Source organism: Streptomyces sp. R35 (genome assembly GCF_041053035.1).
GTDB lineage: Bacteria > Actinomycetota > Actinomycetes > Streptomycetales > Streptomycetaceae > Streptomyces > Streptomyces lutosisoli.
In genome coordinates this window covers 6,753,219-6,776,986 of the sequence record NZ_CP163440.1, presented here as the reverse complement: position 1 = coordinate 6,776,986, position 23,768 = coordinate 6,753,219, and the positions used below count along the sequence as shown (strand labels likewise).

The window sequence follows — 23,768 nt, the reverse complement described above, 5'->3', positions numbered from 1 at the left end:
CCATGTTCGTGACCACCACCTTTACGACGACTACCTCCGTGACTACTACCTCCATGACCACCATCTCCGTACGGAAAGGACGCTCATGAACACGACCTCGGCCTCCGCGGGCGCGCCCGCCGGCGGCTCCTGGGAGGAGCTCGTCACCGTGGCGTTGCTCGGGACCGAGCGGCGTACGCCTCCGGGGTGGGGGCCGGGACGGGAGGCTCCGGTGGCGTTGCTGGACGCGGCCGCAGTGGAGACGCTGCGGCGGCGGGCCGGAGTACGGCCCGCCCGGGCGGCGGCCCGTCCGGAGCCCGCGGCGCGGGATCCCCGGCCGGCCCTGCCGCCCGCGGCGGCCCGCAGGCTGGCGATGCTGCTGGCGGACCGGCCCGGCACGGGAGGCGGTGGCCGCCGGGGGACGGCGCCGGACCTCATGGAGCTGCTCCCCCAGTGGCTCACGCTCGCGAACGCGCGCGGATTCGCGCCACCCCCGCAGGCCCTGCCCGCGCTGCTCGACGCGGCCCGGGGACGTACGGATCTACGGCCGGCGGCCCTGGCCTTCGCGGGGCCACGGGCGTTCTGGCTGGCGCGGCTGAACCAGGAGTGGCGGTTCGCGCTGCGCTCCGCACCGGGCGGCGGGGCCGCGCTCCCGGGACCGGAGGAGGCCGAGCGCGTACAACAGCTTTGGCAGGAGGGGCTGTTCGCCGAGCGGGTCGCGCTGCTTTCGGCGATACGGGCCAAGGAGCCCGACGCCGCACGTGAGTTGCTCACCACGACCTGGGCGACGGAGCGGGCCGAGGACCGGCTGATGTTCCTCGACTCGCTGCGGTCGGGGCTGTGCGCGGCGGACGAGCCGTTCCTGGAACGGGCGCTGAGCGACCGGAGCCGCAATGTACGGGCGACGGCGGCGGAGTTGTTGTCCGCGCTGCCGGGTTCCGCGCTCGCCGCGCGGATGGCGGCCCGGGCCGGTTCGTGCGTGGCCGTCGACCGTATGCGGGGCACGCCCACGATCGTCGTAGAGGCACCGCACGAGTGCGACGCGGGCATGGAGCGGGACGGTGTGGCGCCGAAGCCTCCAGCGGGGCGGGGCGAACGGTCCTGGTGGCTGGGCCAGTTGGTCGAAGCGGCGCCGCTCGGGACGTGGCCGGGGCGGCTCGGGGGCCGTACGCCGGAGGAGATCGTGGCATTGCCCGTGGCGGACGACTGGCAGGGCGAGTTGCATGCCGCGTGGTGCCGGGCGGCGGTGCGGCAGCGTGATCCCGGGTGGTCCAGGGTGCTCCTCGGGGCACCCTCCGCGCCGGAGGCCGGCGGGCCGGGGGCGGTGTCCCTTGCGGAACGGTCGAAGCTGCTGTCCACGTTGAGGGCCGGGGAGCGGGCCGAGTGGGTGGCGGGGTTCATCGGGACGCATGGGTTGTCCGAGTCGTTTCAGTTGCTCGGGGTGTGCGCGGTTCCCTGGGCGGGGCCTTTGGGGCGGGCCGTGGTCGACGCGCTCGATATCGCGCGGGATGCCGGGAGTTATCCGTGGAGCTTCAGTGGGGTGATGGGGTTGGCCGAGCGGTGTCTCGATCCGGGGGAGGCTGTGCGGCTCGATGGGCTGACCTCTGTGCCCGACGAGTCGGAGAACACCGCGCCAGGAGCCGGCAGCTACTGGGCCGAGGCATTCCAACGCCTCGTCACCACACTGCGGTTGCGCGCGACCATGGCATCAGAGCTTGCGGCGCCATGAGGCGGTTTTCGCCCCCGCCGCCCCTACCCGTCCCATCCCCAGGCGCTCCGCCCCTTCGACCCCGTGGGTGGGGGTGGGTGGCGGTTGTTCGTTTGGCTGCGGGCCGGTGGGGGTTGCTCGCGCAGTTCCCCGCGCCCCTGAAGGCTCGGGGCTGCGCCCCGTCGCCCCCGTCGCCCCACCCCCGGCTCGCCCCCGGTCTTTTGTCTTTTAGGGGCGCGGGGAACTGCGCAATCTTTTAGCGGGGGTCTGGGGGCGCAGCCCCCAGGGATGGGACGGGTAGGGGCGGCGGGGGCGAAAGAATCACCCGCGCCCCCGCCGGAGGCGCTACGCGCCTGCCGGCTGCCTGACATTCGCCCGTACCCAGTCCACGATCGACACAGTCGTCGCCCCGGGCGTGAAGATCTCCGCGACGCCCTTCTCCTTGAGGGGCGCGATGTCCGCCTCAGGGATGATGCCGCCGCCGAAGACCTTGATGTCCTCCGCGTCGCGCTCCTTGAGGAGCTCGATGACGGCCGCGAAGAGCGTGTTGTGGGCGCCGGAGAGAATCGAGAGACCGATCGCGTCGGCGTCCTCCTGGATCGCGGTGTCGACGATCTGCTCGGGGGTCTGATGGAGGCCGGTGTAGATGACCTCCATGCCGGCGTCGCGCAGCGCCCGCGCGATCACCTTGGCCCCCCGATCGTGGCCGTCGAGCCCCGGCTTGGCCACCACCACGCGGATCGGACCGGCTGCCACACCCATCACTGCCTCCATGAACCGACTACATCAACCTGTACCGACTACCGACACATGGCCACTGACAACTGACTACCGACTACTTGACTACTGACCGCCAGCAACCGACTACGGTCCGCTAACCGGCGACCACGAACCGCTAACTACCGACTACTGATGGCCAACTACCAACTACCGACACATATCGCATATTCCGCTGCCCACCACACCGGATACACCAGTCAGCACAGGCATCCCGCACCCAACCCGCCGGGGAAGTGAACGAACGTTATCGCCAGCATCCCGCAACCGGCAGTTTCGCGGTGGAGACCGAGGGGGAAATCACACACTGGGACAAGTTAACCGCGCACGCTCCACATCCTGCGGCACACGTGCCGCATGGATCTGTGGCACAGGGGCCACAGTCGGAGCCTGCGCAAGGAGAGCCGCGACCAGGTGGCCGCACCACCGCACCGTCAGCGGGACACCGTGGTGGTAAGGCACATCGGCAACGGCACGACAGCGGGGAGCCACGCCGGCACGAGGACGATGGAACTTGGAACTACGGAACGACGGGAATCCGCGACGGTCGCGCCCCTCGTGCCGTCGCGCCACCCATCGCACCCCTCACACCCCCCGGCAGGGCAACCCCGTAGCGTAACCGGCACCTCACACGCCGCACACGCACCGTCGGCCACCGCCGTCACCGCCACCGTGGCTTTCCACGAGGGCACACGGGGGACAGAGCGGTCCTCCGCGTGCCGACTGGAGGTCGGCCATGAAGGTCACCAGGGCAGCGTCGCCCTTTCTCCCCCTCTGTCAGCGGCTGTTTCCGAGCAGACTGGCCGGACTGGCCGGACTCTCGGTGACCCTCCTGAAGGCGACGGCGCTGGAGCTCGCGATCCTCGCCGGGCACCTCCTCCTCTACCCCTCGGGCATCACCCCGGAGCGCCGCACCGCCCCCGCCCTCCCCTCGCCCGACGCCGCCCGGCTGCCCACCGAGGCCAAGCCCCCGGTCGTCCTGCTGCACGGCTTCATCGACAACCGCTCGGTCTTCGTCCTGCTGCGCCGCAACCTCGCCCAGCACGGCAGGCAGCACGTCGAGTCGCTCAACTACTCGCCGCTGACCTGCGACATCCGTACCGCCGCGGAACTGCTCGGCCGCCACATAGAGGAGATATGTGAGCGCACCGGTCACGACCGGGTGGACATCGTCGGACACAGCCTCGGCGGACTGATCGCGCGCTACTACGTGCAGTGCCTCGGCGGAGACCTCCATGTACGCACCCTCGTCACGCTCGGCACCCCGCACTCGGGCACCCGCGTCGCCCCGTTGATGAACGCGCACCCGATCGTCCGCCAGATGCGCCCGGGTTCCGAGGTCATCGAGGAACTGCGCCAGCCCGCGCCGGGCTGCCGTACGCACTTCGTCAGCTTCTGGAGCGATCTCGACCATCTGATGGACCCGCTGGAGACGGCCTGCGTCGACCACCCGGACCTGCTCGCACAGAACGTACGTGTGAGTGGCGTCGGCCATCTCGCCCTGCCCGTGCATCCCGCCGTAGCGGCAGGGATACGGCAGGCGCTCGACATGGAGGAGCCAGGAGTCGACTCCGGCACCCAGACCGACGGTCTGACAGTGGCGTAACAGCCGCCGTACAGCCGCCCGACACCCTCCCAGCTTCGAACACTCTTCGAACGCCAGGCCAAAGCCGTGCCTGCCCTCCCCCGAAACACGGCCGAATGCCCGTTTCCTGCGGGAGGGAAACCTGCCGAAGATTGTCCCGCCCGCGTACCGCCGGGTACAGTCACCGCACTGCTCTGCCAGCCGCACTGCTCTACCAGCCCCTGTTGTCGAGGCGAAAGAGAAGTTGGTGAACGACCGTCACCCGTCGGGGACCGCAACTCCCCCGGCTCCGGCTTCCGATGCCGCCTCAGCGCTCTACGCGTCGTACGGCGGGCAGGAAGTCCAGTACGGCGACTTCACCACGTACGACGGCTACACCACCACCGGTTTTGACACCGGCGCGGGCGCCACGGGCAGTTACGCGACCACGAGCTTCGCGACCGACCCCCTCTTCGGTGACATGACGGGCCAGGACGGCGGCACGGGTTCGTACGACGCCACGCAGTGGAGCACCGGCAGTCACCAGACGTTGAACTACGACCCGTACGCCGCGCAGCACCAGGCCGCGTACGACACCGGCAGCTACGAAACGACCACGTGGGCGCCCGGTTACCAGCAGCTCGCCCACATCCCCGCGCAGCATCCGGGCCCTGACGCCTCAGGCCAGTGGGACGCGACCGCCTGGCTCCAGCCCGATCAGCCGCTCGACCACACCCAGCAGTGGAGTGCGCCGCCCCAGGAGACGGGCGCGTACGACGCGACGCAGTGGAACACCGTCGGCGGCCACGGCACTTACGAGCCGTACGACCACCCGCAGCCCGACGCGTACGAGCACCAGCATCCGCAGGACGCGTACGAACAGCAGCATCCGCAGGCCGAGTCGTATGAGCACCAGGCCGAGCCGCTCGCGCCCGAGTCCTTCGACCAGCAGGCGACCGCCACGTTCGAGCAGCTCCCGTACGAGCAACCCGCCGCCGCGGACGACGAGTTCGAGACCTCCGCCGACGCGGACGACACCGGCGACGAGCACGAGACGCCGCTGCTCGACGACATGGAAGAGGTCATCCCGGCCCCGCGCGCCGCTTCGCGGTCCGCGTCGTCCCGCTCCCGTCGCCGTACTCCCGCGAAACGTTCCGCTCTGCTGACCGTCGCCGTGCCCTCGGTCTGCGTGATGGGCGTCGCGGGGATCGCCGCGGCCTCCGTCGGCAGCATCGGCGGGAGTGACAGCAAGGACACCTCGGCCAGCGCGGCCGACGCGACCTCGGTGAAACCGTCCGCCGCCAACAACAAGTTGGACACCCAGCTGCAGAGTCTCTCCGCGGGCGCCGACGACTTCGCCGACCGGGCCAGCCGGACGCAGGAACGTATCGACCTCAAGGCCCAGCAGGCGGCCGAGAAGCAGAAGGCGGCGGCGGAAGCCGCCCGCAAGGAGCGGCTGCGGCCGAAGTTCGCGCTGCCGGTCACGCAGAAGGGGCTCAGCGCCTACTTCGGCCAGGCGGGCATCAACTGGATGTCCGTGCACACGGGCATCGACTTCCCGGTCTCGTACGGTACGACGGTGATGGCCGCGACCGACGGGACCGTCCGCACGCAGTGGAACAGTGCGTACGGGAACATGGCGATCGTCACCGCCAAGGACGGCACGGAGACCTGGTACTGCCACCTCTCCAGCTACAAGGTCGCGTCGGGCACGACCGTCAAGGCCGGTGACCCCATCGCCTTCTCCGGGAACTCCGGCAACTCCACCGGCCCGCACCTGCACTTCGAGGTCCGCCCGGCCGGCGGCTCGGCGATCGACCCGCTGCCGTGGCTGCGCAGCCACGGCCTGGACCCGACGTAACCACCCTCGCCGTAACAACCCTCGAAGTAACAACCACCGGCATGACAACCGGGGTCATCGCCTGCGCCTGGGACCCGACGTAACAACTGCCGGGCCCCGCCCACGCCTACCGCTCTACAGCTTCTCCACCGGCGCATACCGCAGCAGCAGCCGCTTCGGCTTCGGCTCCCCGAAGTCGACCGTCGCCTCCGCGTTCGCGCCCGTCCCCTTCACGCCGACGACGGTTCCGAGGCCGAACTGGTCGTGTGTGACACGGTCCCCGACCGCCAGCGAGACCACCGGCTTCTCGGAGGCACCGCGGCGCGTCGCGAACCCGGAGGCCCCCGAGGCGGCGGACCGCGAGCGCGAGGACGACAGGGACGCCGCGATGCCCGAGGCCGGACCCGACGACACGGGAGCCATGGCACCCGTGCGCTTCCAGTCCAGGTGGGCCTCCGGGATCTCCTCCAGGAAGCGCGACGGCGGGTTGTACGAGGGCTGCCCCCACGCGCTGCGCATGGACGACCGGGTGAGATACAGCCGTTCCCGCGCGCGGGTGATGCCGACGTACGCCAGGCGCCGCTCCTCCTCCAGTTCCTTGACCTGTCCCAGCGCACGCATGTGCGGGAAGACGCCGTCCTCCATGCCGGTCAGGAAGACCACGGGGAATTCGAGGCCCTTGGCGGTGTGCAGGGTCATCAGGGTGATGACGCCGTTGCCGTCCTCCTCGTCCGGGATCTGGTCGGAGTCGGCGACGAGCGCGACCCGCTCCAGGAACGCGGAGAGCCCGCCGGACGCCGCGGCCTCGCCCGCTGCCTCGCCCTCGCCGGACTCCTGCTCGAACTCCAGGGCCACGGCGGCGAGTTCCTGGAGGTTCTCGATGCGGGTCTCGTCCTGCGGGTCGGTCGAGGCCTGCAACTCGGCGAGATAGCCGGTGCGTTCGAGGACAGCCTCCAGCACGGTGGCCGGGCCGGCGCCCGATTCCACGATCGTACGGAGGTCCTCCATGAGCGTGTTGAACCGCTTGACCGCGTTCGTCGAGCGCGCCGCCATCCCGTACGCCTCGTCGACGCGGCGCAGGGCCTGCGCGAAGCTGATCTTCTCGCGCTGCGACAGCGCGTCGATCATCGCTTCGGCGCGCTCGCCGATGCCGCGCTTGGGGACATTGAGGATGCGGCGCAGCGGGACTGAGTCCTCCGGGTTCGACAGCACGCGCAGATACGCGAGGACGTCCCGGACCTCCTTGCGCTCGTAGAAGCGGACGCCGCCGACGACCTTGTAGGGCAGGCCGACGCGGATGAAGATCTCTTCGAAGACACGGGACTGCGCGTTCGTACGGTAGAAGACGGCGACGTCGCCCGCCTTGGCCTCGCCCGCGTCGGTGAGACGGTCTATCTCGTCCGCGACGAACTGGGCCTCGTCGTGCTCGGTGTCGGCGACATAGCCCGTGATGTTCGAACCGGCGCCCGCGTTGGTCCACAGGTTCTTGGGGCGGCGGGACTCGTTGCGCTCGATGACCGCGTTGGCCGCGGACAGGATCGTCTGCGTGGAGCGGTAGTTCTGCTCCAGCAGGATCGTCGTCGCGTCCGAGTAGTCCTCCTCGAACTGGAGGATGTTGCGGATGGTCGCGCCGCGGAAGGCGTAGATCGACTGGTCGGCGTCACCCACCACGCACAGCTCGCCGGGGTCGCTGTCGGCGGGCCCCACCAGCTCCCTGACCAGGGCGTACTGCGCGTGGTTGGTGTCCTGGTACTCGTCGACCATGACGTGGCGGAAGCGGCGGCGGTAGTGCTCGGCGACGTCCGGGAAGGCGCGCAGCAGATTGACCGTCGTCATGATCAGGTCGTCGAAGTCGAGCGCGTTGGCCTCGCGCAGCCGCGACTGGTACATCGCGTAGGCCTGGGCGAGGGTCTTCTCGAAGCCGTCGGCGGCCTGGCCCGCGAAGTCCTCCTCGTCGATCAGCTCGTTCTTCAGGTTCGAGATCTTGGCGCTGAACGACTTCGGCGGGAAGCGCTTGGGGTCGAGGTCCAGGTCGCGGCAGACCAGGGCCATCAGGCGCTTGCTGTCGGCGGCGTCGTAGATCGAGAAGGAGGAGGTGAAGCCGAGCTTCTTGCTCTCGCGGCGCAGGATCCGCACACACGCGCTGTGGAAGGTCATCACCCACATCGCACCCGCGCGCGGGCCGACGAGGTGCTCGACGCGCTCCTTCATCTCGCCCGCGGCCTTGTTGGTGAAGGTGATCGCGAGGATCTGGCCGGGGTGGACATTGCGCTCGGCCAGCAGATACGCGATCCGGTGCGTGAGCACACGGGTCTTGCCGGAGCCCGCGCCGGCCACGATGAGCAGCGGGGCGCCGGAGTGCACCACGGCCGCCCGCTGGTTCTCGTTCAGCCCGTCCAGCAGCGCCGCCGCGTCCACGGCGGGCCGGGGCGCGCCGTCGCGGTAGTACGCGTCCCGGTCCGGCGGCACGTCGAACTTCCCGCCGAACAGATCGTCCGGAACGGGCTCCGGTACGTGATCGTCCTCGGGCGGCGGCGGGGGCTCTTCCTCGTGGGCCCGTGAGGGCTTGAGGTCCGCCAGGAAGCTGTCATCAAAGAGGCTGCTCATCGCTCTCCGAGTCTAGGCCGCCCCACTGACAGCCCGCCGCCACCCTGAAAACTCGACCGGAAGTGGTGACGCGGCTCAGAAGCCCAGGATCTTCCAGAGCTGTCCGCCCGGCGTCTTCTTGCCCTCCAGCACCGTTCCGTTACGGTCGGCGATCGACCAGGCCGAGACATAGACCTTGCCGTCGTACGGGTCCACGGCCACGCCCGCCGGGAACGGCACCCGCACATTCGTACGTTTCCCGTGTGCGACCTTGGTCACCAGGCTCGCGAACAGTTGGCTGACGTACAGATCGCCGCTCCGGTTGAAGGCGATGCCGGTGATCGATCCGAAGCCGCTCTTCCAGCCGAGGATCTTTCCGGTGGCCGGGTCGACCTTCCAGACGCGGGCGGTGGGCTTGGTGGCCTCGCCGTTCAGCTCGCCTGCATAGAGGCTGCCGTCGGGGCCGAGGGCCAGCGAGGTCGGGACCGACTCGTGCTTGTCGTGGTCCGGGAAGACGGTGAACGGGCGGGCCTTGCCGTCGGGCGAGACGGCCACCAGGTCGTTCCCGGCCGCGTCGGCGACGATCTTGCGGCCGTCCGCGAGCGCGAGAACGGCGTACGGGTTGGAGTCGACGGCCGTCTTGTGCGGGTTGTACCTGAGCTCGACGGCGGAGATGTCGGCGGCGATCGTCGCCTTGCCGGGGGCGACGCAGAGCAGCTTGCCGAGCTTGTTCCAGGGCGGGCCCGTGGGCACCCCGGCCTCGGGCGGGGCCCAGGTCTCGACGCCCCAGACGCTGCCGTTCAGTGCGGAGACGCCGTCCAGGCCGGTCGCGAAGCCACCGTCCTTGGCGGCGCCCGAGGGCAGCCCGTCCACCACCCGGTAGTGCTTCCAGGCGCCGCCGTCCCAGAAGACCTTGGTTACGGCGGCCGTGGTGCCGATGCAGGTCTCGTCGCTCTCAGGCCCGCCGCCGAGGCACTTCTTGCCGCCCCGGCCGGCCTCGGCGACGTACAGCTGCCCGTTGTCGTACGAGAGCTGGCGCGGATTGTCGAGGCCCGTCGCGATGACGCGGACGACGGGCTTGCCCGCGGCGTGCCCGCCGGTGGCGCTCGCGGGCGCGACGGCTCCCGTGACTGCGAGAGCGACTCCCGTGGCGACGACGAATGCCTTGCGCTTCCTCATGGCCATACCCCCCTTTACCCACCCCCACGGCATCCGACCGTGACTGGCTGGAAGGTAGCGCCCGGAACGGGGCGGACGACGCCACTCCTGACAAGTCACCACAGATCACTCCGGATTGACCGCGCGGGGTGACGCCCAGGGCAAAGGTCACGAAAATGTATCGGGCATATCGCACATCAAACTTCACACGGGCCACACGAGTTGGCTAGCGTGCCGGGCAGGCCGTTCGACCCGCACCGGCGAACATCGCCGGGCCGTGCGGCCTCCGCCGAGTTCGGCGCGCCCTCGCGGCAGCCGGAGCCGGGGACCCAACCGACCTTGGGGTGAATCGGTCCACCTGCCTTGTGGGGCAAGGACCGTAGGGCAAACCTTCCGGAACCACCCGCCCGAACCCGACAGCTAACTCGGTAGGCGGATGACGGAAGGAGTCGCCTCTCTTGGCGTCGCATCGCACACCGCGTCCTACGGGTACGCGCGTAGCAGGCATACGGACCCCCGCCGCCCTGGCGACGGCGGCGCTCACCTCGGTGGCCCTGCTCTCCCAGACGGCGAACGCCGCGCCCTCGGCCGAGCCCAGGCCGAGCCTCGAAGAAGTCGAGAAGAAGGTCAACGACCTTTACCACCAGGCCGAGTCGGCCACCGAGAAGTACAACGCGGCGAAGGAGAAGACCTCCAAGCAGCGCAAGAAGGTCGACAGGCTCCTCGACGACGTCGCCAAGCGCACCGAGAAGCTCAACACCTCGCGCGAGGAGCTGGGTTCGTTCGCGGCGGCGCAGTACCGCACCGGGGCCTCCGCCCCCGACACCGCGACCCTCCTGCTCGCCGACGACCCGCAGGACTACTTCGACCAGACCCAGCTGATGAGCCGTCTGACCACCCGCCAGAAGGCGGCCGTCGACGACTACATCACGGAGCAGGCCGCCACCACGAAGAAGCGCGCGGAGGCCTCCAAGAGCCTGCAGACGCTGACCACCTCGCAGAGCGCGCTCAAGACGTCCAAGGCAGACGTTCAGAAGAAGCTCTCCGCGGCCCGCGAACTGCTCTCGGATCTGACCGCCCAGGAGAAGGCGCGGCTCGCGGCGATCGAGAAGAAGAAGCAGGAGGAGGCCGACCGCAAAGCGGCCGAGCTGGCACAGCAGCAGGCGGCCGCGGCGAAGGCGGCGGCCGAGAAGGCGGCCCAGCAGGAGTCGTCGTCGAGCACCTCGACCGGTTCGTCGAGCTCGACCACCACCGACTCCTCGTACGCCACCAAGGCCGCCAAGGCCATCGCCTTCGCCCGCGCCCAGATCGGCAAGCCGTACGTCTGGGGCGCGACGGGCCCCGGCTCGTACGACTGCTCCGGACTCACCCAGGCCGCCTGGAAGGCCGCCGGCGTCACACTGCCGCGCGTCACAACCGACCAGGTGAACGCAGGCACGACGGTCTCCCTCTCCGACGCCCAGCCCGGCGACCTGGTCTTCTTCTACGACGACGTCAGCCATGTGGGTCTCTACATCGGCAACGGCATGATGATCCACGCGCCGAAGCCGGGTGCGTACGTCCGCGAGGAGTCGATCTACTACGGCGGGACCTCGATCATCCACAGCGTGGTGCGTCCTGCGTAACGCGTTCTTGCGGGCCACGCGCGCGTGAGGCTTGTCATCGGCCACGCGCGCGCGTGCCCCGCGGGCAACCGGCCCGAAGATCCCTAGCATCGGCCCCATGCCAGCAGCCGTCTCCCCGCTCCGCACCTGGTGGGCCCAGCGGCCGCCCGCCGCCGGTGCCGCCGTCATGGCCACCGGCATCATCTCGGTCGGGCTGCATCTGACCGGCTACGAGACCCTGTCCCGCATCGCGCTGGCCCTGACGTCCGCCGGCTGGCTCGCGCTCGCCGCGGACTTCGTCGTCCGGCTGGTGCGGGAGCGGGAGCGGTGGGTGGAGGAGGCGGGCACACCGGCCGGGCTCACCGCCGTCGCGGCGACCACCGTGCTCGGTACGGGGCTGTCAGCACTGGGGTGGCAGGGGCCGGCCGAGGCCCTGCTCGCGCTGTCGGCCGTCCTCTGGCCGGTGCTGCTCCTCAACGTCATACGGCACTGGAAGCGCCGTATGACGGGAGTCGTGTTCCTCGTGTGTGTGGCCACGCAGGGGCTCGCGGTGCTGGGCGCCACGCTCGCCGCGGCCGTGGGCCCGGAGTGGCTCGCGCATACGGCGCTGGTGCTGTTCTGGCTCGGGATCGCCCTCTACGGGGTGGCGCTCGCGCACTTCGACCTCAGGGAGGTGGCCCGGGGCGCCGGGGACCACTGGGTCGCGGGCGGCGCGCTCGCCATCTCGGCGCTGACCGGGGCCAAGCTCATCGCCGCGCGCCACGTGAACCCGTACCTGTGGAACAACGACGACCAGGGCGTCCTGCGCGCCGTGACCGTCGCGCTGCTGGTGCTCGACCTCGCCTGGTACTGCGTCCTCGCCGTCGCGGAGCTGGTGTGGCGTAGACCCCAGCACGACGTACGGCGCTGGGCGTCCGTCTTCCCGATGGGGATGACGGCGGTGGCGACCCTGTCGGTCGCGACCGCCCTCGACGTCCCCTGGCTCAAGGGGCCGGGGCAGGTGCTGCTGTGGATCGCGGTGGCGGCGTGGCTGGCCGTCGCGGCGGGAGCCGTGCGGTCGTCCGCCGTGGCCATCAGGTCCAGAGCACCGCGATGAAGATGTTCGCGGTGGTCAGCAGCCCGACGAGCCCGAAGAGGCCCTTGTCCACCTTCTCGTCGTCCCGCTTCACATAGACGAGCCCGAGGATCACGATCAGCAGGGCCAGCTTCACGCCGATCTTGATGGTGTTGACCGTGTTGTCGTCGGCCTGGTTGAGGCCGACCAGTACGACGCCCGTGACCAGCATGGTCAGCGCGCCATGCAGCATCGCGGGGACGAAGCGGGCGGTGCCCTGGCCCATCGCCTTCATCTGGGTGAGGAAGCCGCCGAGAAGCGAGGCGATGCCGATGATGTGCAGGCCGACGAAGAGATGGATGAGTACGTCCATGACGCCGGAGCCTAATCGGACGCCCGAGTCCCCCTTGTCACCGGCCCACCCCTTGTAACCCCTAGCACCCGGGCAACCCCGGTTTCCCCGGATTCGCGGCATCGGTCATCGCACTGCGTGAAGTCGGCGACGCCAGGCGGGGATCACGGTCACATACGGTCACTGGCCGATCCAGTGGCGACAGTTCCGCACATGGCGTTACCAACGCCTCACTCCCAGGTTTAGCGTCCTCCACCAGGTGACCGGCTCCCCACCGCCGCCCGGGCCAGGGGCGGCAGCCGGCCACCACCGCCGAGAAGGTCCGGCGGCGGCTCGCTCCCCCTGTGTGGGCCGCCGCCGGACGCGTCACCTAAACCGCGCTCCCCTCGCGGTCGTACCGAAGGATGTGGGCCCTCGTGGCAGCGCACCGCAAGCCCAAACCGCGCTCGCTCGGCGGAAACACGGCCCGCACAGCCGCCACGATCGCCCTCGCGGGCGCGGCGACGGCGACCGGCTTCGACGGGACCGGGCACGCCGAACCGCAGCTGTCTCCGGCACAGGTGAAGGCCAAGGTCGACAAGTTGTACGAGGAGGCGGAGGTCGCCACCGAGAAGTACAACGGCGCCAAGGAGAAGGCCGACAAGGCGGAGGAGCGGCTGAACACGCTGCGCGACGAGGCCGCACGCAAGGAGGACCGGCTCAACTCGGCGCGGGACGCACTGGGTTCGATAGCGGCGGCGCAGTACCGCAGCGGCGGCCTCGACCCCGCGCTGCAGCTCGCGCTCTCCGACGATCCCGACCAGTACCTGGACGGGGCCGCGTTCGCCGAGCGGGCGGGCAGCCGGCAGGCGGCAGCCGTGGGCCGCGTACGCAAACAGCTGCGGGAGATCGAGCAGTTGCGCGGCGCCGCGCACGTGGAACTCGCCTCGCTCAAGTCGCGGCAGGCCGAGCTGAAGCGGCACAAGAAGACGATCAACGGAAAACTCGACGCGGCACGGCTGCTGTTGTCCCAGCTCAGCCCCGACCAGCGCGCGCGGCTCGGGGAGACCGGCGGGGCCGGTGGCGGTGGGCAGCGCGCCTCGCGCTCGTCGGCCCGGGACCTGGACCCGGTGTCGTCGTCCGGTACCGTCGCGGCCCCCAACTCCCGTGCGGCAGCGGCCGTTTCCTACGCCTACGCGAAACTCGGCAGCCCCTATGTCTGGGGCGCCACGGGCCCCGACGCCTTCGACTGCTCGGGCCTCACGCAGGCCGCGTACCGCTCGGCGGGCATGTCGCTGCCCCGGACGACCTACGCCCAGATCGATGCCGGACGCCGCGTCTCGCGCTCCGAACTCCTCCCGGGCGACCTGGTGTTCTTCTACTCCGGCATCAGCCACGTCGGCATCTACGTGGGCAACGGCATGATGATCCACGCCCCGAACCCGACGGCGCCGGTGCGCGTGGCGCCGATCGACGAGATGCCGTTCGCGGGGGCCACTCGGGTGGCGTGAGCGGCTAGACGAGCCGTCGTGCCGTGGCCCAGCGGGTCAGCTCGTGCCGGTTCGAGAGCTGGAGCTTCCTGAGGACCGCCGAGACATGGGACTCCACCGTCTTGACGGAGATGAACAGCTGCTTGGCGATCTCCTTGTACGCGTACCCGCGGGCGATGAGGCGCAGGACCTCGCGCTCGCGCTGGGTGAGGCGGTCGAGGTCTTCATCGACGGGCGGGGCGTCGGTCGAGGCGAACGCGTCCAGGACGAACCCGGCGAGGCGGGGCGAGAAGACCGCGTCGCCGTCCTGGACTCGGAAGACGGAGTCCACGAGGTCCGTGCCGGTGATCGTCTTGGTGACGTACCCCCGGGCGCCGCCGCGGATCACCCCGATGACGTCCTCCGCCGCGTCCGACACGGACAGCGCGAGGAAGCGGACCGGCTGCTCGGCGTCGGCCATCAACGGGGCACAGCGGCGCAGCACTTCGACGCCGCCGCCGCCCGGCAGATGGACGTCGAGCAGGACGACCTCGGGCCGGGTGGCCGTGATGACCGTGACCGCCTGGTCGACGTCGGCTGCCTCGCCGACCACCTCGACGCCGGTCCGCTCGGTCTGCCCGATCTCGGCCCGCACGCCCGTACGGAACATTCGGTGGTCGTCGACGAGCACGACGCGCACCCGACGCCCGCCTCCGGCGCCGGCCGAATCGGCCGCGCCCGCGGCCTCTCCGGATGCGGCGGCCGAAGGGGTCTCCTCAGCAGAACTGCCGGACTCCACAGGCCCGTTCGCGTCGCTCATGACGTCTTCTCCGCCCTCTCCATCTCCAGCTCGACCTCCGTGCCGCCGTCCGGCACCGCGCGCAGTCGCGCCGTGCCGCCGTTGCGCTCCATGCGGCCGATGATCGATTCTCTAACGCCCATGCGGTCGGCGGGTATCGCGTCGAAATCGAAGCCGGGGCCGCGGTCGCGGACGGACACGAAGACCGTCCTGCCCTCGACTTCGGCGTAGACCTGTACGGCGCCGCCCTCGCCACCGTACTTGGCCGCGTTCACCATCGCTTCCCGCGCGGCCTGCATCTGTGCGGTCAGGCCCTCGTCGAGCGGGCAGTCGCCGACGATGACGACCTCCAGGGGGACACCGTGCTTGTCCTCGACCTCAGCGGCATACCGCCGGACCGCCTCGGCGAGGGTGTCGGGCTCGTCGGCCTCGTCCTTGCCCGTACCCTCCGGCTTGTAGAGCCAGGCGCGCAGGTCGCGCTCCTGGGCTCGGGCCAGCCGCCGTACCTCGTTGCCATTGTCCGCGTTGCGCTGGATCAGGGTCAGGGTGTGCAGCACGGAGTCGTGGACGTGGGCGGCGACCTCGGCCCGCTCCTGGGCGCGGATACGCATGAGGCGCTCCTCGGAGAGGTCCTGGGTCATGCGGACGAGGTAGGGGCCGGCGAGGAGCGCTATACCGACGAGCACGGCGAGCGCCGCTTGCAGGACGGAGCCGAGGTGGGCGGCGGAGCCCTGGAGGACGAATATCCCGGAGACGCCCGCGGTGACCAGCAGCACGCCCGCGGCGGAACGCAGCAGCGTGATCGTACGGCGGCGGCGGCCGACCTCCACCCAGCGGGCCCGCCGCGCGTTGTCCGCCTGGCGCCAGACCAGGGCGACGCCCGCGCCGACGAGGACCGTCGGCCACAGATACGCCTTGGCTCCCCCGCCGAGGTTCACATTGCCGACGAAGACCATGGCCACGACGACCATGAGCAGCAGCGCGACGATCTGGCCCTTGTCCGGCTTGCGGGCCACGAGTCTGCGGCGGCCGTCCGGAGCGGTCTCCGTGGTGAAGGCCGGCGTACGCCCGGAGCCGACGCCGCCGACGCCGAGCGGCACGAAGAACCAGAACGCGGCATACAGCAGCGCCCCCAGCCCGTCCGCCATGAACAGTCCGACGAACACGAGCCGCACCCAGATCACCGGCAGCCCGAGATGCCCGGCGAGCCCTCGCGCCACGCCCCCGAGCCAGCGTCCGTCGCTGCTGCGGTAGAGCTTGCGCGGGGGCCGCGGGTCGTCGAGGGGCATGACTGCGGCTTCCGGCATGCCATCGATGTTCACACGCCTGGCGGGCCCGGGCATCAGGGTCGACCCCCGAGACGCCCCTGATCTTCGAAATTCCGGCGAGGGATCCGCGGGAAGCCGACGATCGACAGTTCCCCTCCCCGTCTCCATCCCCCCTCCACCCCCATCAGGGCCGATATCAGGGTTCGGCCAGGGTCATCCCGACTGCCGTCACGCCTTCCCGCCCGTCACCATGGACGCATGACAGATCAGCAGCACGCGGCAGCGGAGCCGGACCCCGGCCCCGGCCCGGGCGCCCCACCACCGGGCACCGGGCCGCGGGACGCCGTGCCGCCCGCACCGGGCCCTGCCGAGGGTGCCAAAGGTGAGGAGCCGCGCGCGCACGAGGACCCGGCCGAGCCCACCGCCCCGCTCCAGCCCGACGTCCCGCGCAAGTTCCGGCGCGACCCTCGGCAGAAGATCCTGGGCGGGGTGTGCGCCGGTCTCGGCCGGCAGTGCGACATGGACCCGGTGATCTTCCGGATCGTCCTCGCGGTGCTCGCCGCGACCGGCGGCATCGGCCTCATCTTCTACGGCTTCGTGTGGCTGTTCGTCCCGTACGACGACGAGGAGGAGAACCAGGTACGCAAGCTGCTCACCGGCCGCGTGGACGGCCAGGCACTGACGGCCGTTCTCTTCGCGCTCGTCGGCTGCGGAGTGTTCCTCTCCATGCTCAAGAACGGAGGGGTGCTGACCTTCGCCGTCGTCCTCTCCCTCCTCCTGGCGGGCGCGGGGTACTGGTCGCAGCAGCGCGGCACCCCCGACCCCGACCCCCTCGCCGCCCAGGCCGTCGCCGACGCCCCGCCCGAGGCGCAGGCGCCGCCCGTGCCCGCCTCCTACCCCTCCTGGTGGCGCGACCCGATCGTCAAGGACGGATCGCATGTGGGCGGCACCGGCTATCTGTGGGGCCCGCAGGACGCGCGGGACCGGGATGTCGCGGCAGCGGTCAACATCGCCCGCGGCACGTCCCGCCCGGACATACGCACCACGCGCGAGCCGAAGCCGCGCGGCCCCCGCTGGATCGGCGGCCGGGTCTTCCTGTTCGCGCTCCTCGCGGGCGGCCTCGGCACCGGTCTCACCTGGAACGACCACGCGCTCGGCACCAGCCTGCAGACCGGCCTGGCCTGCGCGCTGATCGTGTTCGGCCTGGGCATAGCGATCAGCTCGTTCCTGGGACGCACGGGCGCGGGCTTGATCTTCCTCGCCGTACTCACGGCGGCCCTGCTCGCCGCCTCCGCGGCCCTCCCGAAGGACATCAGCACCCACTGGATACGGACGGATTGGACGCCCACGGCCACGGCCGACGTACAGAAGAGCTACGACCTCGGCACGGGCGTCGGCACTCTGGACCTCACCCACCTGAACCTCACCAAGGGCCAGACGGTGAAGACGAACGCGGAGGTGGGTGCGGGCCAGCTGAAGGTGATCATCCCCAACGACGCGACCGTGAAGCTGAACATCGAGGTGGGCGTCGGAGACATCCAGCTGCCGGGCGACGGCAAGAAGGACGTGGACGTGGAACCGGGCAAGCACAAGCAGGTGACCCTGTCGCCCACGACAGGCGACAAGAACGGCGGCACCCTCGAGCTCGACCTCCAGGTCGGCGTGGGACAGGCGGAGGTGACCCGTGCTACGTCATGAGTTCCAGCCGGGAAAGCTGGTCGCGGGCTTCTTCCTCACCCTCACGGGCGTCATCTACGCCGGTGACGCGGGGGACGCCTGGGACACCCCGTGGTTCGTGGTGATCCCCGTCGTCACGGGCGGCCTCTGTCTGGCAGGCGCGGTGGCACTCGTCACCCACGCCGTCCGCAGACGCCGCGCCGAACCCAGCCGACCCGACGTCAGCGTCTAGGGCCTGTCCGGCGGATCAGGTCGCAGGAGAGCAGCGGCGCCTCATAAGCCCAGGCGTCTGCGGCATGATCCGCCGGACAGGCCCTAGCGATAGCCCCCGGCGCGCTGGCCGCGCCGGGCGCGCAGGGCCGCGTCCAGGGAGAAGACCGAGGCACCCGCGAGGACGAGAGGAAGCCATGCCATCAGATAGGCGAGGTCATTGCCGTAGTAGTACGGGTCGGAGGCCCAACTCACCGTCAGCCACAGGCTGAGGGAGATGAGTGCTCCGCCCAGTGCGGCGAGGCGGGCCAGCAGGCCGAGCAGGGTGCCGATGCCGACGGCCAGTTCGCCGAGGGCGATGGCGTAGCCGAAGCCGACGGGGTTCTTCAGGGCCAGGTCGACCAGTGCCGGGATCGCCGAGGAGTTGCGCACGCTGCGCATCAGGTCCCCGATCGAGCCCGATCCTGAGTCGTGCATGAAGGCGCTGTTGGTGAGTTTGTCCAGGCCGGCGTAGATGAAGGTGACGCCGAGGAAGACGCGGAGGGGTAGCAGGGCGTAGCGGGTGGCGGTGTCCCGCCAGTCGCCCCCCTCGTCGAGGTAGGGGGAGTGAGTGTCCGTCCGCATACCGTGAGTCATCGCTCTCCGCCGCCTCTCACCCGCGTGCCGTTGACCCCTCAAACAGACCATACGTACGACAGCCGACCTCCGCTCAATCCTCGGAGCCCGTTTTTTCCTGGCTTCGGCCCAACCACCCCAAAGACGTTCTTCGCCCCCGCCGCCCCTACCCGTCCCATCCCTTCCCGGGGGCTCCGCCCCCAGACCCCCAAAAGATTGCGCAGTTCCCCGCGCCCCTGAAAAGACCGGGGTTGTTCGTCGTCTGCGGGGCAGTGGGGGCTGGTCGCGCAGTTCCCCGCGCCCCTAAAAGCAAAAGCAGGCGGCACCGCCCAGCCACCAAGCGAGCCCGAAGGATCACGGGCAACTTCGCGAGCCACCCCCTGCCGACACGGCAACGCACGGGGCCCCACCCACCCCCAACCGAGACGGCGGCGCACCCGGCAACGCACGACGCCCCCTCACCCGGGACGGCGGCGCAGCCGACGCACAGCCCCCACCCACCCCCAACCGACAGGCACTCGCAGTCGGCGACTCACCGAAGGGGCCGTGCCGGTACGTCCAGCCCGTCGCTTACGGGGTTATGGACAAGTTCATGCCATGGCAGCAGGCAGTAATGCCCACCGGCGACGGGCTGGACGTACCGGTACGGCCCCGCCCCACAACGCACCCGCACCCGCCCCCACACCCACACCCGGCACGTCAGTCCGTCACATCGATCACGCACCGGTTCGTCTCGACCCCGGCCGCCGTGACCACCTGCACCTCCACCCGCCCCGGCTCCACATCCACCGGCACAGGCACCGTCAGCACCGCATCCGTAGGGTTGCTGAACCCCCCGGCCACCGGCACCAACGGCACATGCACGTGCACCGCCCCGATCCGGACGACCATCCGTGACAACCGGTCGGCCGTCGTCGCGCCGGGCGGCACGAACCCGGCGCCCCGGATCTCGATGTCGTCGCCGGTGCGGATCGGCGCGTCCAGGTCCCCCGCCTCGCGGGAGCGGACGACGGAGAGGATCACAGGACGCCCGCCCTCGGCGTACTTCCCGGCGAGGTACGTCGCGGCCGACACCAGTACCAGCAGCGCCAGCCCCCACGGCAGATCCGGCAGCTGCGAGGGCCGCCGAGCCAGCCGTACCGCCGCGAAGACAAGGGCGACGGCGCAGATCACGACGTACTGGATGTCGGCGAAGCTGCCCCGCCCGGAGTCGTCGGTCAGCAGATCGGCGGCGCGCGGCCGGTCCGCGCGTACCTTCTGCAGGCGCTGCCCCAGCACCCGCAGCCCCACCACCCTCCGCACCAGCACCGCAATCCCGCACACCACGGCGACGACGGTCACCACACCGGCACCCCGGGCAAGTTCGAGCCCCGCGATCAGCTCGTCGCGCGAGCGATGCGCGGAGGCCGCCGCGAGCTGCCCGACCAGCACGAGCACCGCGTACACCACGAACAGGACCCAGCCGGCGGCCACCGCACGGGAGGTGGAGAGCCGGTTGTCCTCGCCGATGACCGGGGCGAGGGCCCCACCACGGGCCCGGTGCAGCCAGGCCGCCCCGGTCAGCAGTCCGGCCAGGACCAGCGCGGCGAGCAGCCCGGCCGTCCGCGCGGCCGTCCACCCCGCCCCGATCGCGGTGAGCGCCTGCACCAGCAGCAGGGTCACAGCGCCGCCCCAGACGGCGCACGCGGTGTACCGCCAGAGCCGCCCCAGCCACGCCTCGCCGTCGACCCGCCCGCGCTCGGCGACAAGGTCCGCGGACTGTGTCAGCTCGTCGGAGACCCACTGCCGGGACGCGGACGCCGAGTGTGCGACGCCGGCGGGCAGCCCCTGTCCGGACGCCAACTCGTCGCGTTTCGCGAGGAATTCGGCGACCGCACGCCGGTGCCCCGCACGTGCCCCGTGCGGGCAGTCCCCGCACGTGCAGCCACCCTCGTGCGCACCCTGGCCCCTACCCGGCCCCGCGCCCTGCCCGGCACCGCGCCCCTCGCCGTGTCTCGCCTCCTGCACCGCCACGCCCGCTGCCGCCTTCCCCGCGCCAGAAAACACCGTGCGGCCAGACGTTCCGTACGCCTGACTGCCGTACAACTGCCTTACAACTGCCTCGCGATGACAGCGAATTGTGCCGTACGAATCACCGCCCGCATCCGCCAGGTCTGGTCAGGCGGGTGAAGTGCGCTTACCCCGTGTTGACCCGGCTGCGAGAATTTCCCTATGGCCGAGATCATCCAGCGCGACGGGACCTGGGCCTTCGACGGCAGCACGGTCAGGATCACGCCGGGACTCCACCGCTCCGTGCCGCTGTTCCGGCAGACGTACGGAGAGATCGCCATCCCCCTGGAGGCGGTTTCAGGCATCGTCTACGAACCCGAACGCAAGCGCGGCCGTCTGCGCCTCAGGCTCCGCGAGGGCGCCGACCCGCTGTTGCAGGCGACCGGCGGCCGGCTGCCCGAGTCGGCGGACCCCTACAAACTCCACGTCGACATCGACCGTTCCGGGGTCGCGGAGTACGTCGCCGAGGAGATCCGCCGCGCGCTGCTCCTGGACCAGATTCCCAAGGAACCCGCGAAGACCTACCTCCTCGCCGGGCCGCCCGTCCCCGTGTCGGTCCGTTCCAGCGACGGCACGGTCTCGTTCGACGGTACACAGGTGCGGATCGACTGGGCGGACACCTCCGACCGGGTCAAGCGGGCGACGGGGCCGCGGATCATCGCCGTGGGCGACCTCGTACAGGTCGAGTGGCTGCCCAACTCCGGTTACGAGGACGGCTTTCTGCGCTTTGTGACGCGCGAGACGGTGTTCTCCAAACTGCCGCCCGAGAAGGACCCGTACGCCCTCGACCTGTGGGGCAGCGCCCGCCGCGATCTCCTCACGGCGCTGGTCGCCGCCGCGGTGACCGCGCGCCTGCCGCATCCGTCCATCCGCACCGGCGAGTACGTGGACCGCCCCCAGCTCGCGTCCGCCGTGCCACCGCAGTCCGACCATCACGACGTACTCCTGCGCCGTCTGCGGGAGTTGGGCGAACTGCACCGCGACGGCGTACTGACGGACGAGGAGTTCGCGGCGACGAAGGCGGCGGTACTGCGCGGCTTCTAGCCCTCAGGACAGCCCCTCAGGACAGCAGATCCGGTTCGCTGCGGCTGATGTCCTGCCACAGCGGCTGGTAGTTGATCCACGCCACCAGGTCGCCGCCGAGCTGTTCGCGGGTCGCGACCGCCTGCTTGTGGTCGATGAGGATCGGTCGCCCGGCGGCCTTCGCGGTGAGCTGGACCTGGCTCGACCGCTCCATGGACAGGAACCACCAGGCGGCGGCGTCCACGGAGTCGCCGACCGTCAGCAGCCCATGGTTGCGCAGCACCAGCGCCTTGCGGGTGTCGAGCGCGGTGGCGATCCGGCGGCCCTCCTCGGCGTCGACGGCGACGCCGCTGTACACGTCGTACAGCGCGTGGTCCTCGTAGAAGGCGCAGCTCTCCTGGGTGATCGGGTCGAGCAGGTCGCCGAGCGCGGACAGGGCGCGGCCGTGCACGGAGTGGCAGTGGACGACGGCGACGACATCGGGGCGGGCGGCGTGCACCTGGGCGTGCACGGTGAACGCCGCCTGGTTCACGTGGTAGCGGCCCTCGATCACCTGCCCGTCCTCGTTGGCCATGACCAGGTCGCTCACGGTGACGTGCTTGAACGGCATCCCGAAGGGGTTCACCCAGAAGCAGTCGCTGTATTCGGGGTCGCGCGCCGTGATGTGCCCGGAGACCCCGTCCTCGAATCCGAGCCGCCCGAAGAGCCGCAGCGCTCCGGCCAGCCGTTCCTTGCGATGCCGCCGCTCGTCCTCCGGCGACTCGTGCATCGGCGGCATGGCGAACCGCAGCTGGTCGGTGGGCAGGGGCAGCGGCGGGGTGGGCCCGTGCATGTGTCCTCCAGCACTGGCGGATTCGGTACGGAGCGGAAGTTACCCCCGGTCAGCGCAGGAGAACAGAGCAGTTCGGTGAAGAGATGAGCACAACCGTGGCCAGGGGTCACTTGTCTGCCTGGATGAGTCGATGCCTGCGACGACCCGGTGAAACCCAGGAGGCACGCATGAACCGCGCAGAGCGGCGGATCCTCGCCCTGCTCCGGCAGCTCGCGGAGCGGGACTTCGTCGTCCTCAGCGATGTCGGCGGCTCCCCGCGCCGGCTCGCCGTGCTCGCGTACGTCGCCGAGCAGCACGGATTCCGGTACGCGGAGGCGCACGGGGTGGGCCGGGCGCTACAGATCCACCTCGTACGCACCGAGCACGCCGACACGCGACCGCCCGACTCCGCCTCGGTCCCCGGACTGCGCCCCGGCACCCTCAGACCGCTGCCGGAGGCGGCACCGGCGGTCCGGTTGCTCAGGGATCGGATCGAGCTCGACGCCCTCGCCGAGGATCTGAGCGTGCGAGCCCGGTTGGTGATCATGACTGCCTGCGCCCTCTTCGCGGGTCTGTTCCTTCTCGTCTCCAGTTGGCGGGCGGCGCTCGCCGGCTTCGCCGCCTTGGAAGCCATGTTCGTGGGCTTCCTGTATCTGGAGGTCGTCCGCCGCCGGAGACTCGCCCGCCGTGTCCACGCGGCAGTCTGAACCGAGGTGACCGCGGCCCAGGAAACCAGACAGTAGGTGTCGGGTATCCACGCCACACTTCCCGTATGACGTCGAACTGGGCAGCCTTCACCACCGCCGAACCGGACCTCGCCAAGAAGGTCGAGGACCGCTTCGGAACCTTCACCCACCATGTCCTCGCGACCCTCCGCAAGGACGGTTCACCGCGGACCACCGGCCTCGAAGTCCGTTTCCTGCACGGCGAGCTCTGGCTCGGCATGATGCCGAACTCTCTCAAGGCGCTCGACCTGCGCCGCGACCCGCGCTTCGCGCTCCAGGCCAACCCAGGGCCGGGCACGGAGATGGCGGGAGGCGATGTCCGGATCAGCGGGCGGGCCATCGAGGTCGAGGACTCAGCCACGAAGGCCGCGTACGTGAAAGAGGTGGAACCGCCGGAGCCGTTCCACCTCTTCCGCACCGAGCTGACGGAGGTCGTACGGACCTACGTCGAGGACGACACGTATCTGGTCGTCGAGATCTGGCAGCCCGGAGAGCCGGTGCGGACTCTCAGGCGGACCTGA

At 70.5% G+C, this 23,768-nt stretch carries 20 protein-coding genes and 1 riboswitch; of the genes, 11 read left to right on the top strand and 9 right to left on the bottom strand.

The genetic code is table 11. The features are described 5' to 3' along the window. The first annotated feature begins 85 nt into the window (after window positions 1-85). Window positions 86-1,708 (top strand): DUF5691 domain-containing protein, encoded by a 1,623-nt coding sequence (locus AB5J50_RS30875; RefSeq protein WP_369261416.1) that lies wholly within the window; start codon window positions 86-88, stop codon window positions 1,706-1,708. Window positions 1,709-2,032: 324 nt separating this feature from the next. Here AB5J50_RS30875 and AB5J50_RS30870 read toward each other — a convergent pair whose 3' ends face one another. After that, a complete protein-coding gene (locus tag AB5J50_RS30870; protein WP_327431103.1) occupies window positions 2,033-2,449 on the bottom strand; it encodes a cobalamin B12-binding domain-containing protein in 417 nt (138 codons plus the stop codon). Window positions 2,450-3,200: 751 nt separating this feature from the next. Between AB5J50_RS30870 and AB5J50_RS30865 the strand changes: the two genes are divergently transcribed. Together AB5J50_RS30865 and AB5J50_RS30860 are read left to right on the top strand one after the other, a co-directional pair. Beyond that, complete coding sequence (locus AB5J50_RS30865; protein WP_369261415.1) at window positions 3,201-4,070, top strand: lipase family alpha/beta hydrolase; 870 nt, start codon at window positions 3,201-3,203, stop codon at window positions 4,068-4,070. 226 nt (window positions 4,071-4,296) lie between these two features. Beyond that, window positions 4,297-5,889, top strand: coding sequence for a peptidoglycan DD-metalloendopeptidase family protein (locus AB5J50_RS30860; protein ID WP_369261414.1), 1,593 nt, complete (start codon window positions 4,297-4,299; stop codon window positions 5,887-5,889). 114 nt (window positions 5,890-6,003) lie between these two features. On the opposite strand, the gene pcrA is transcribed toward AB5J50_RS30860, so the two are convergent. Continuing rightward, entirely contained in the window at window positions 6,004-8,475 is a 2,472-nt protein-coding gene (gene pcrA, locus AB5J50_RS30855; protein ID WP_369261413.1) for a DNA helicase PcrA, read from the bottom strand. A 75-nt stretch (window positions 8,476-8,550) separates the two neighbouring features. Then, window positions 8,551-9,633: a ScyD/ScyE family protein gene (locus AB5J50_RS30850; protein WP_369261412.1), complete on the bottom strand. Its 1,083-nt coding sequence runs from the start codon at window positions 9,631-9,633 to the stop codon at window positions 8,551-8,553. Window positions 9,634-9,889: 256 nt separating this feature from the next. Beyond that, a riboswitch (cyclic di-AMP (ydaO/yuaA leader) is annotated at window positions 9,890-10,063 on the top strand. A gap of 7 nt (window positions 10,064-10,070) precedes the next feature. Here AB5J50_RS30850 and AB5J50_RS30845 point away from each other — a divergent pair. Then, on the top strand, window positions 10,071-11,237 hold the full coding sequence (locus tag AB5J50_RS30845; protein ID WP_369261411.1) for an NlpC/P60 family protein: 1,167 nt from the start codon (window positions 10,071-10,073) through the stop codon (window positions 11,235-11,237). 97 nt (window positions 11,238-11,334) lie between these two features. Beyond that, entirely contained in the window at window positions 11,335-12,312 is a 978-nt protein-coding gene (locus AB5J50_RS30840) for a tellurite resistance/C4-dicarboxylate transporter family protein (RefSeq protein WP_369261410.1), read from the top strand. Here the strand turns inward: AB5J50_RS30840 and AB5J50_RS30835 are convergent. Beyond that, window positions 12,290-12,643 carry a hypothetical protein gene (locus AB5J50_RS30835; protein WP_330306794.1) on the bottom strand — a complete coding sequence of 118 codons (354 nt, stop codon included), beginning with the start codon at window positions 12,641-12,643 and terminating at the stop codon, window positions 12,290-12,292. The two genes, AB5J50_RS30840 and AB5J50_RS30835, sit on opposite strands and share 23 nt — an antisense overlap. Before the next feature lie 395 nt (window positions 12,644-13,038). Here AB5J50_RS30835 and AB5J50_RS30830 point away from each other — a divergent pair, with 395 nt between their 5' ends. Beyond that, window positions 13,039-14,112 carry an NlpC/P60 family protein gene (locus AB5J50_RS30830; RefSeq protein WP_369261409.1) on the top strand — a complete coding sequence of 358 codons (1,074 nt, stop codon included), beginning with the start codon at window positions 13,039-13,041 and terminating at the stop codon, window positions 14,110-14,112. Window positions 14,113-14,116: 4 nt separating this feature from the next. On the opposite strand, the gene AB5J50_RS30825 is transcribed toward AB5J50_RS30830, so the two are convergent. Both AB5J50_RS30825 and AB5J50_RS30820 read right to left on the bottom strand, forming a co-directional pair. Beyond that, window positions 14,117-14,890: a response regulator transcription factor gene (locus AB5J50_RS30825; protein WP_327431094.1), complete on the bottom strand. Its 774-nt coding sequence runs from the start codon at window positions 14,888-14,890 to the stop codon at window positions 14,117-14,119. Next, the gene (locus tag AB5J50_RS30820) at window positions 14,887-16,212 is read right to left on the bottom strand and encodes a PspC domain-containing protein (protein ID WP_369261408.1); all 1,326 of its coding nucleotides are present in this window, start codon (window positions 16,210-16,212) and stop codon (window positions 14,887-14,889) included. The genes AB5J50_RS30825 and AB5J50_RS30820 overlap by 4 nt, the downstream gene beginning before the upstream one ends. 183 nt (window positions 16,213-16,395) lie before the next feature. Here AB5J50_RS30820 and AB5J50_RS30815 point away from each other — a divergent pair, with 183 nt between their 5' ends. Both AB5J50_RS30815 and AB5J50_RS30810 read left to right on the top strand, forming a co-directional pair. Beyond that, window positions 16,396-17,835, top strand: coding sequence for a PspC domain-containing protein (locus tag AB5J50_RS30815; RefSeq protein ID WP_369261407.1), 1,440 nt, complete (start codon window positions 16,396-16,398; stop codon window positions 17,833-17,835). Continuing rightward, window positions 17,822-18,046 carry a hypothetical protein gene (locus tag AB5J50_RS30810; RefSeq protein ID WP_369261406.1) on the top strand — a complete coding sequence of 75 codons (225 nt, stop codon included), beginning with the start codon at window positions 17,822-17,824 and terminating at the stop codon, window positions 18,044-18,046. Before AB5J50_RS30815 ends, AB5J50_RS30810 begins: the two co-directional genes overlap by 14 nt. An 83-nt stretch (window positions 18,047-18,129) precedes the next feature. Here the strand turns inward: AB5J50_RS30810 and AB5J50_RS30805 are convergent, their stop codons facing one another. Together AB5J50_RS30805 and AB5J50_RS30800 are read right to left on the bottom strand one after the other, a co-directional pair. After that, complete coding sequence (locus AB5J50_RS30805) at window positions 18,130-18,660, bottom strand: DoxX family membrane protein (RefSeq protein ID WP_369261405.1); 531 nt, start codon at window positions 18,658-18,660, stop codon at window positions 18,130-18,132. A gap of 678 nt (window positions 18,661-19,338) precedes the next feature. Continuing rightward, on the bottom strand, window positions 19,339-20,652 hold the full coding sequence (locus tag AB5J50_RS30800; protein WP_369261404.1) for a hypothetical protein: 1,314 nt from the start codon (window positions 20,650-20,652) through the stop codon (window positions 19,339-19,341). Window positions 20,653-20,850: 198 nt separating this feature from the next. Here AB5J50_RS30800 and AB5J50_RS30795 point away from each other — a divergent pair, with 198 nt between their 5' ends. Next, a complete protein-coding gene (locus AB5J50_RS30795; RefSeq protein WP_369261403.1) occupies window positions 20,851-21,732 on the top strand; it encodes a DUF4429 domain-containing protein in 882 nt (293 codons plus the stop codon). A gap of 16 nt (window positions 21,733-21,748) precedes the next feature. On the opposite strand, the gene AB5J50_RS30790 is transcribed toward AB5J50_RS30795, so the two are convergent. After that, window positions 21,749-22,543: a class II aldolase/adducin family protein gene (locus tag AB5J50_RS30790; RefSeq protein WP_369261402.1), complete on the bottom strand. Its 795-nt coding sequence runs from the start codon at window positions 22,541-22,543 to the stop codon at window positions 21,749-21,751. Window positions 22,544-22,710: 167 nt separating this feature from the next. Between AB5J50_RS30790 and AB5J50_RS30785 the strand changes: the two genes are divergently transcribed. After that, window positions 22,711-23,229 carry a hypothetical protein gene (locus AB5J50_RS30785; RefSeq protein WP_369261401.1) on the top strand — a complete coding sequence of 173 codons (519 nt, stop codon included), beginning with the start codon at window positions 22,711-22,713 and terminating at the stop codon, window positions 23,227-23,229. Between the two features lie 65 nt (window positions 23,230-23,294). Beyond that, complete coding sequence (locus tag AB5J50_RS30780) at window positions 23,295-23,768, top strand: pyridoxamine 5'-phosphate oxidase family protein (protein ID WP_369261400.1); 474 nt, start codon at window positions 23,295-23,297, stop codon at window positions 23,766-23,768.

What these genes read in the sequence shown, in the direction of transcription:
- AB5J50_RS30815 (WP_369261407.1), top strand. Translation starts at nt 16,396, where the DNA reads ATGACAGATCAGCAGCACGCGGCAGCGGAGCCGGACCCCGGCCCCGGC.
- AB5J50_RS30825 (WP_327431094.1), bottom strand. Translation starts at nt 14,890, where the DNA reads ATGAGCGACGCGAACGGGCCTGTGGAGTCCGGCAGTTCTGCTGAGGAG.
- AB5J50_RS30790 (WP_369261402.1), bottom strand. Translation starts at nt 22,543, where the DNA reads ATGCACGGGCCCACCCCGCCGCTGCCCCTGCCCACCGACCAGCTGCGG.
- AB5J50_RS30785 (WP_369261401.1), top strand. Translation starts at nt 22,711, where the DNA reads ATGAACCGCGCAGAGCGGCGGATCCTCGCCCTGCTCCGGCAGCTCGCG.
- AB5J50_RS30870 (WP_327431103.1), bottom strand. Translation starts at nt 2,449, where the DNA reads ATGGGTGTGGCAGCCGGTCCGATCCGCGTGGTGGTGGCCAAGCCGGGG.
- AB5J50_RS30780 (WP_369261400.1), top strand. Translation starts at nt 23,295, where the DNA reads ATGACGTCGAACTGGGCAGCCTTCACCACCGCCGAACCGGACCTCGCC.
- AB5J50_RS30805 (WP_369261405.1), bottom strand. Translation starts at nt 18,660, where the DNA reads ATGACTCACGGTATGCGGACGGACACTCACTCCCCCTACCTCGACGAG.
- AB5J50_RS30820 (WP_369261408.1), bottom strand. Translation starts at nt 16,212, where the DNA reads ATGCCCGGGCCCGCCAGGCGTGTGAACATCGATGGCATGCCGGAAGCC.
- AB5J50_RS30875 (WP_369261416.1), top strand. Translation starts at nt 86, where the DNA reads ATGAACACGACCTCGGCCTCCGCGGGCGCGCCCGCCGGCGGCTCCTGG.
- AB5J50_RS30850 (WP_369261412.1), bottom strand. Translation starts at nt 9,633, where the DNA reads ATGAGGAAGCGCAAGGCATTCGTCGTCGCCACGGGAGTCGCTCTCGCA.
- AB5J50_RS30840 (WP_369261410.1), top strand. Translation starts at nt 11,335, where the DNA reads ATGCCAGCAGCCGTCTCCCCGCTCCGCACCTGGTGGGCCCAGCGGCCG.
- AB5J50_RS30835 (WP_330306794.1), bottom strand. Translation starts at nt 12,643, where the DNA reads ATGGACGTACTCATCCATCTCTTCGTCGGCCTGCACATCATCGGCATC.
- AB5J50_RS30795 (WP_369261403.1), top strand. Translation starts at nt 20,851, where the DNA reads ATGGCCGAGATCATCCAGCGCGACGGGACCTGGGCCTTCGACGGCAGC.
- pcrA (WP_369261413.1), bottom strand. Translation starts at nt 8,475, where the DNA reads ATGAGCAGCCTCTTTGATGACAGCTTCCTGGCGGACCTCAAGCCCTCA.
- AB5J50_RS30865 (WP_369261415.1), top strand. Translation starts at nt 3,201, where the DNA reads ATGAAGGTCACCAGGGCAGCGTCGCCCTTTCTCCCCCTCTGTCAGCGG.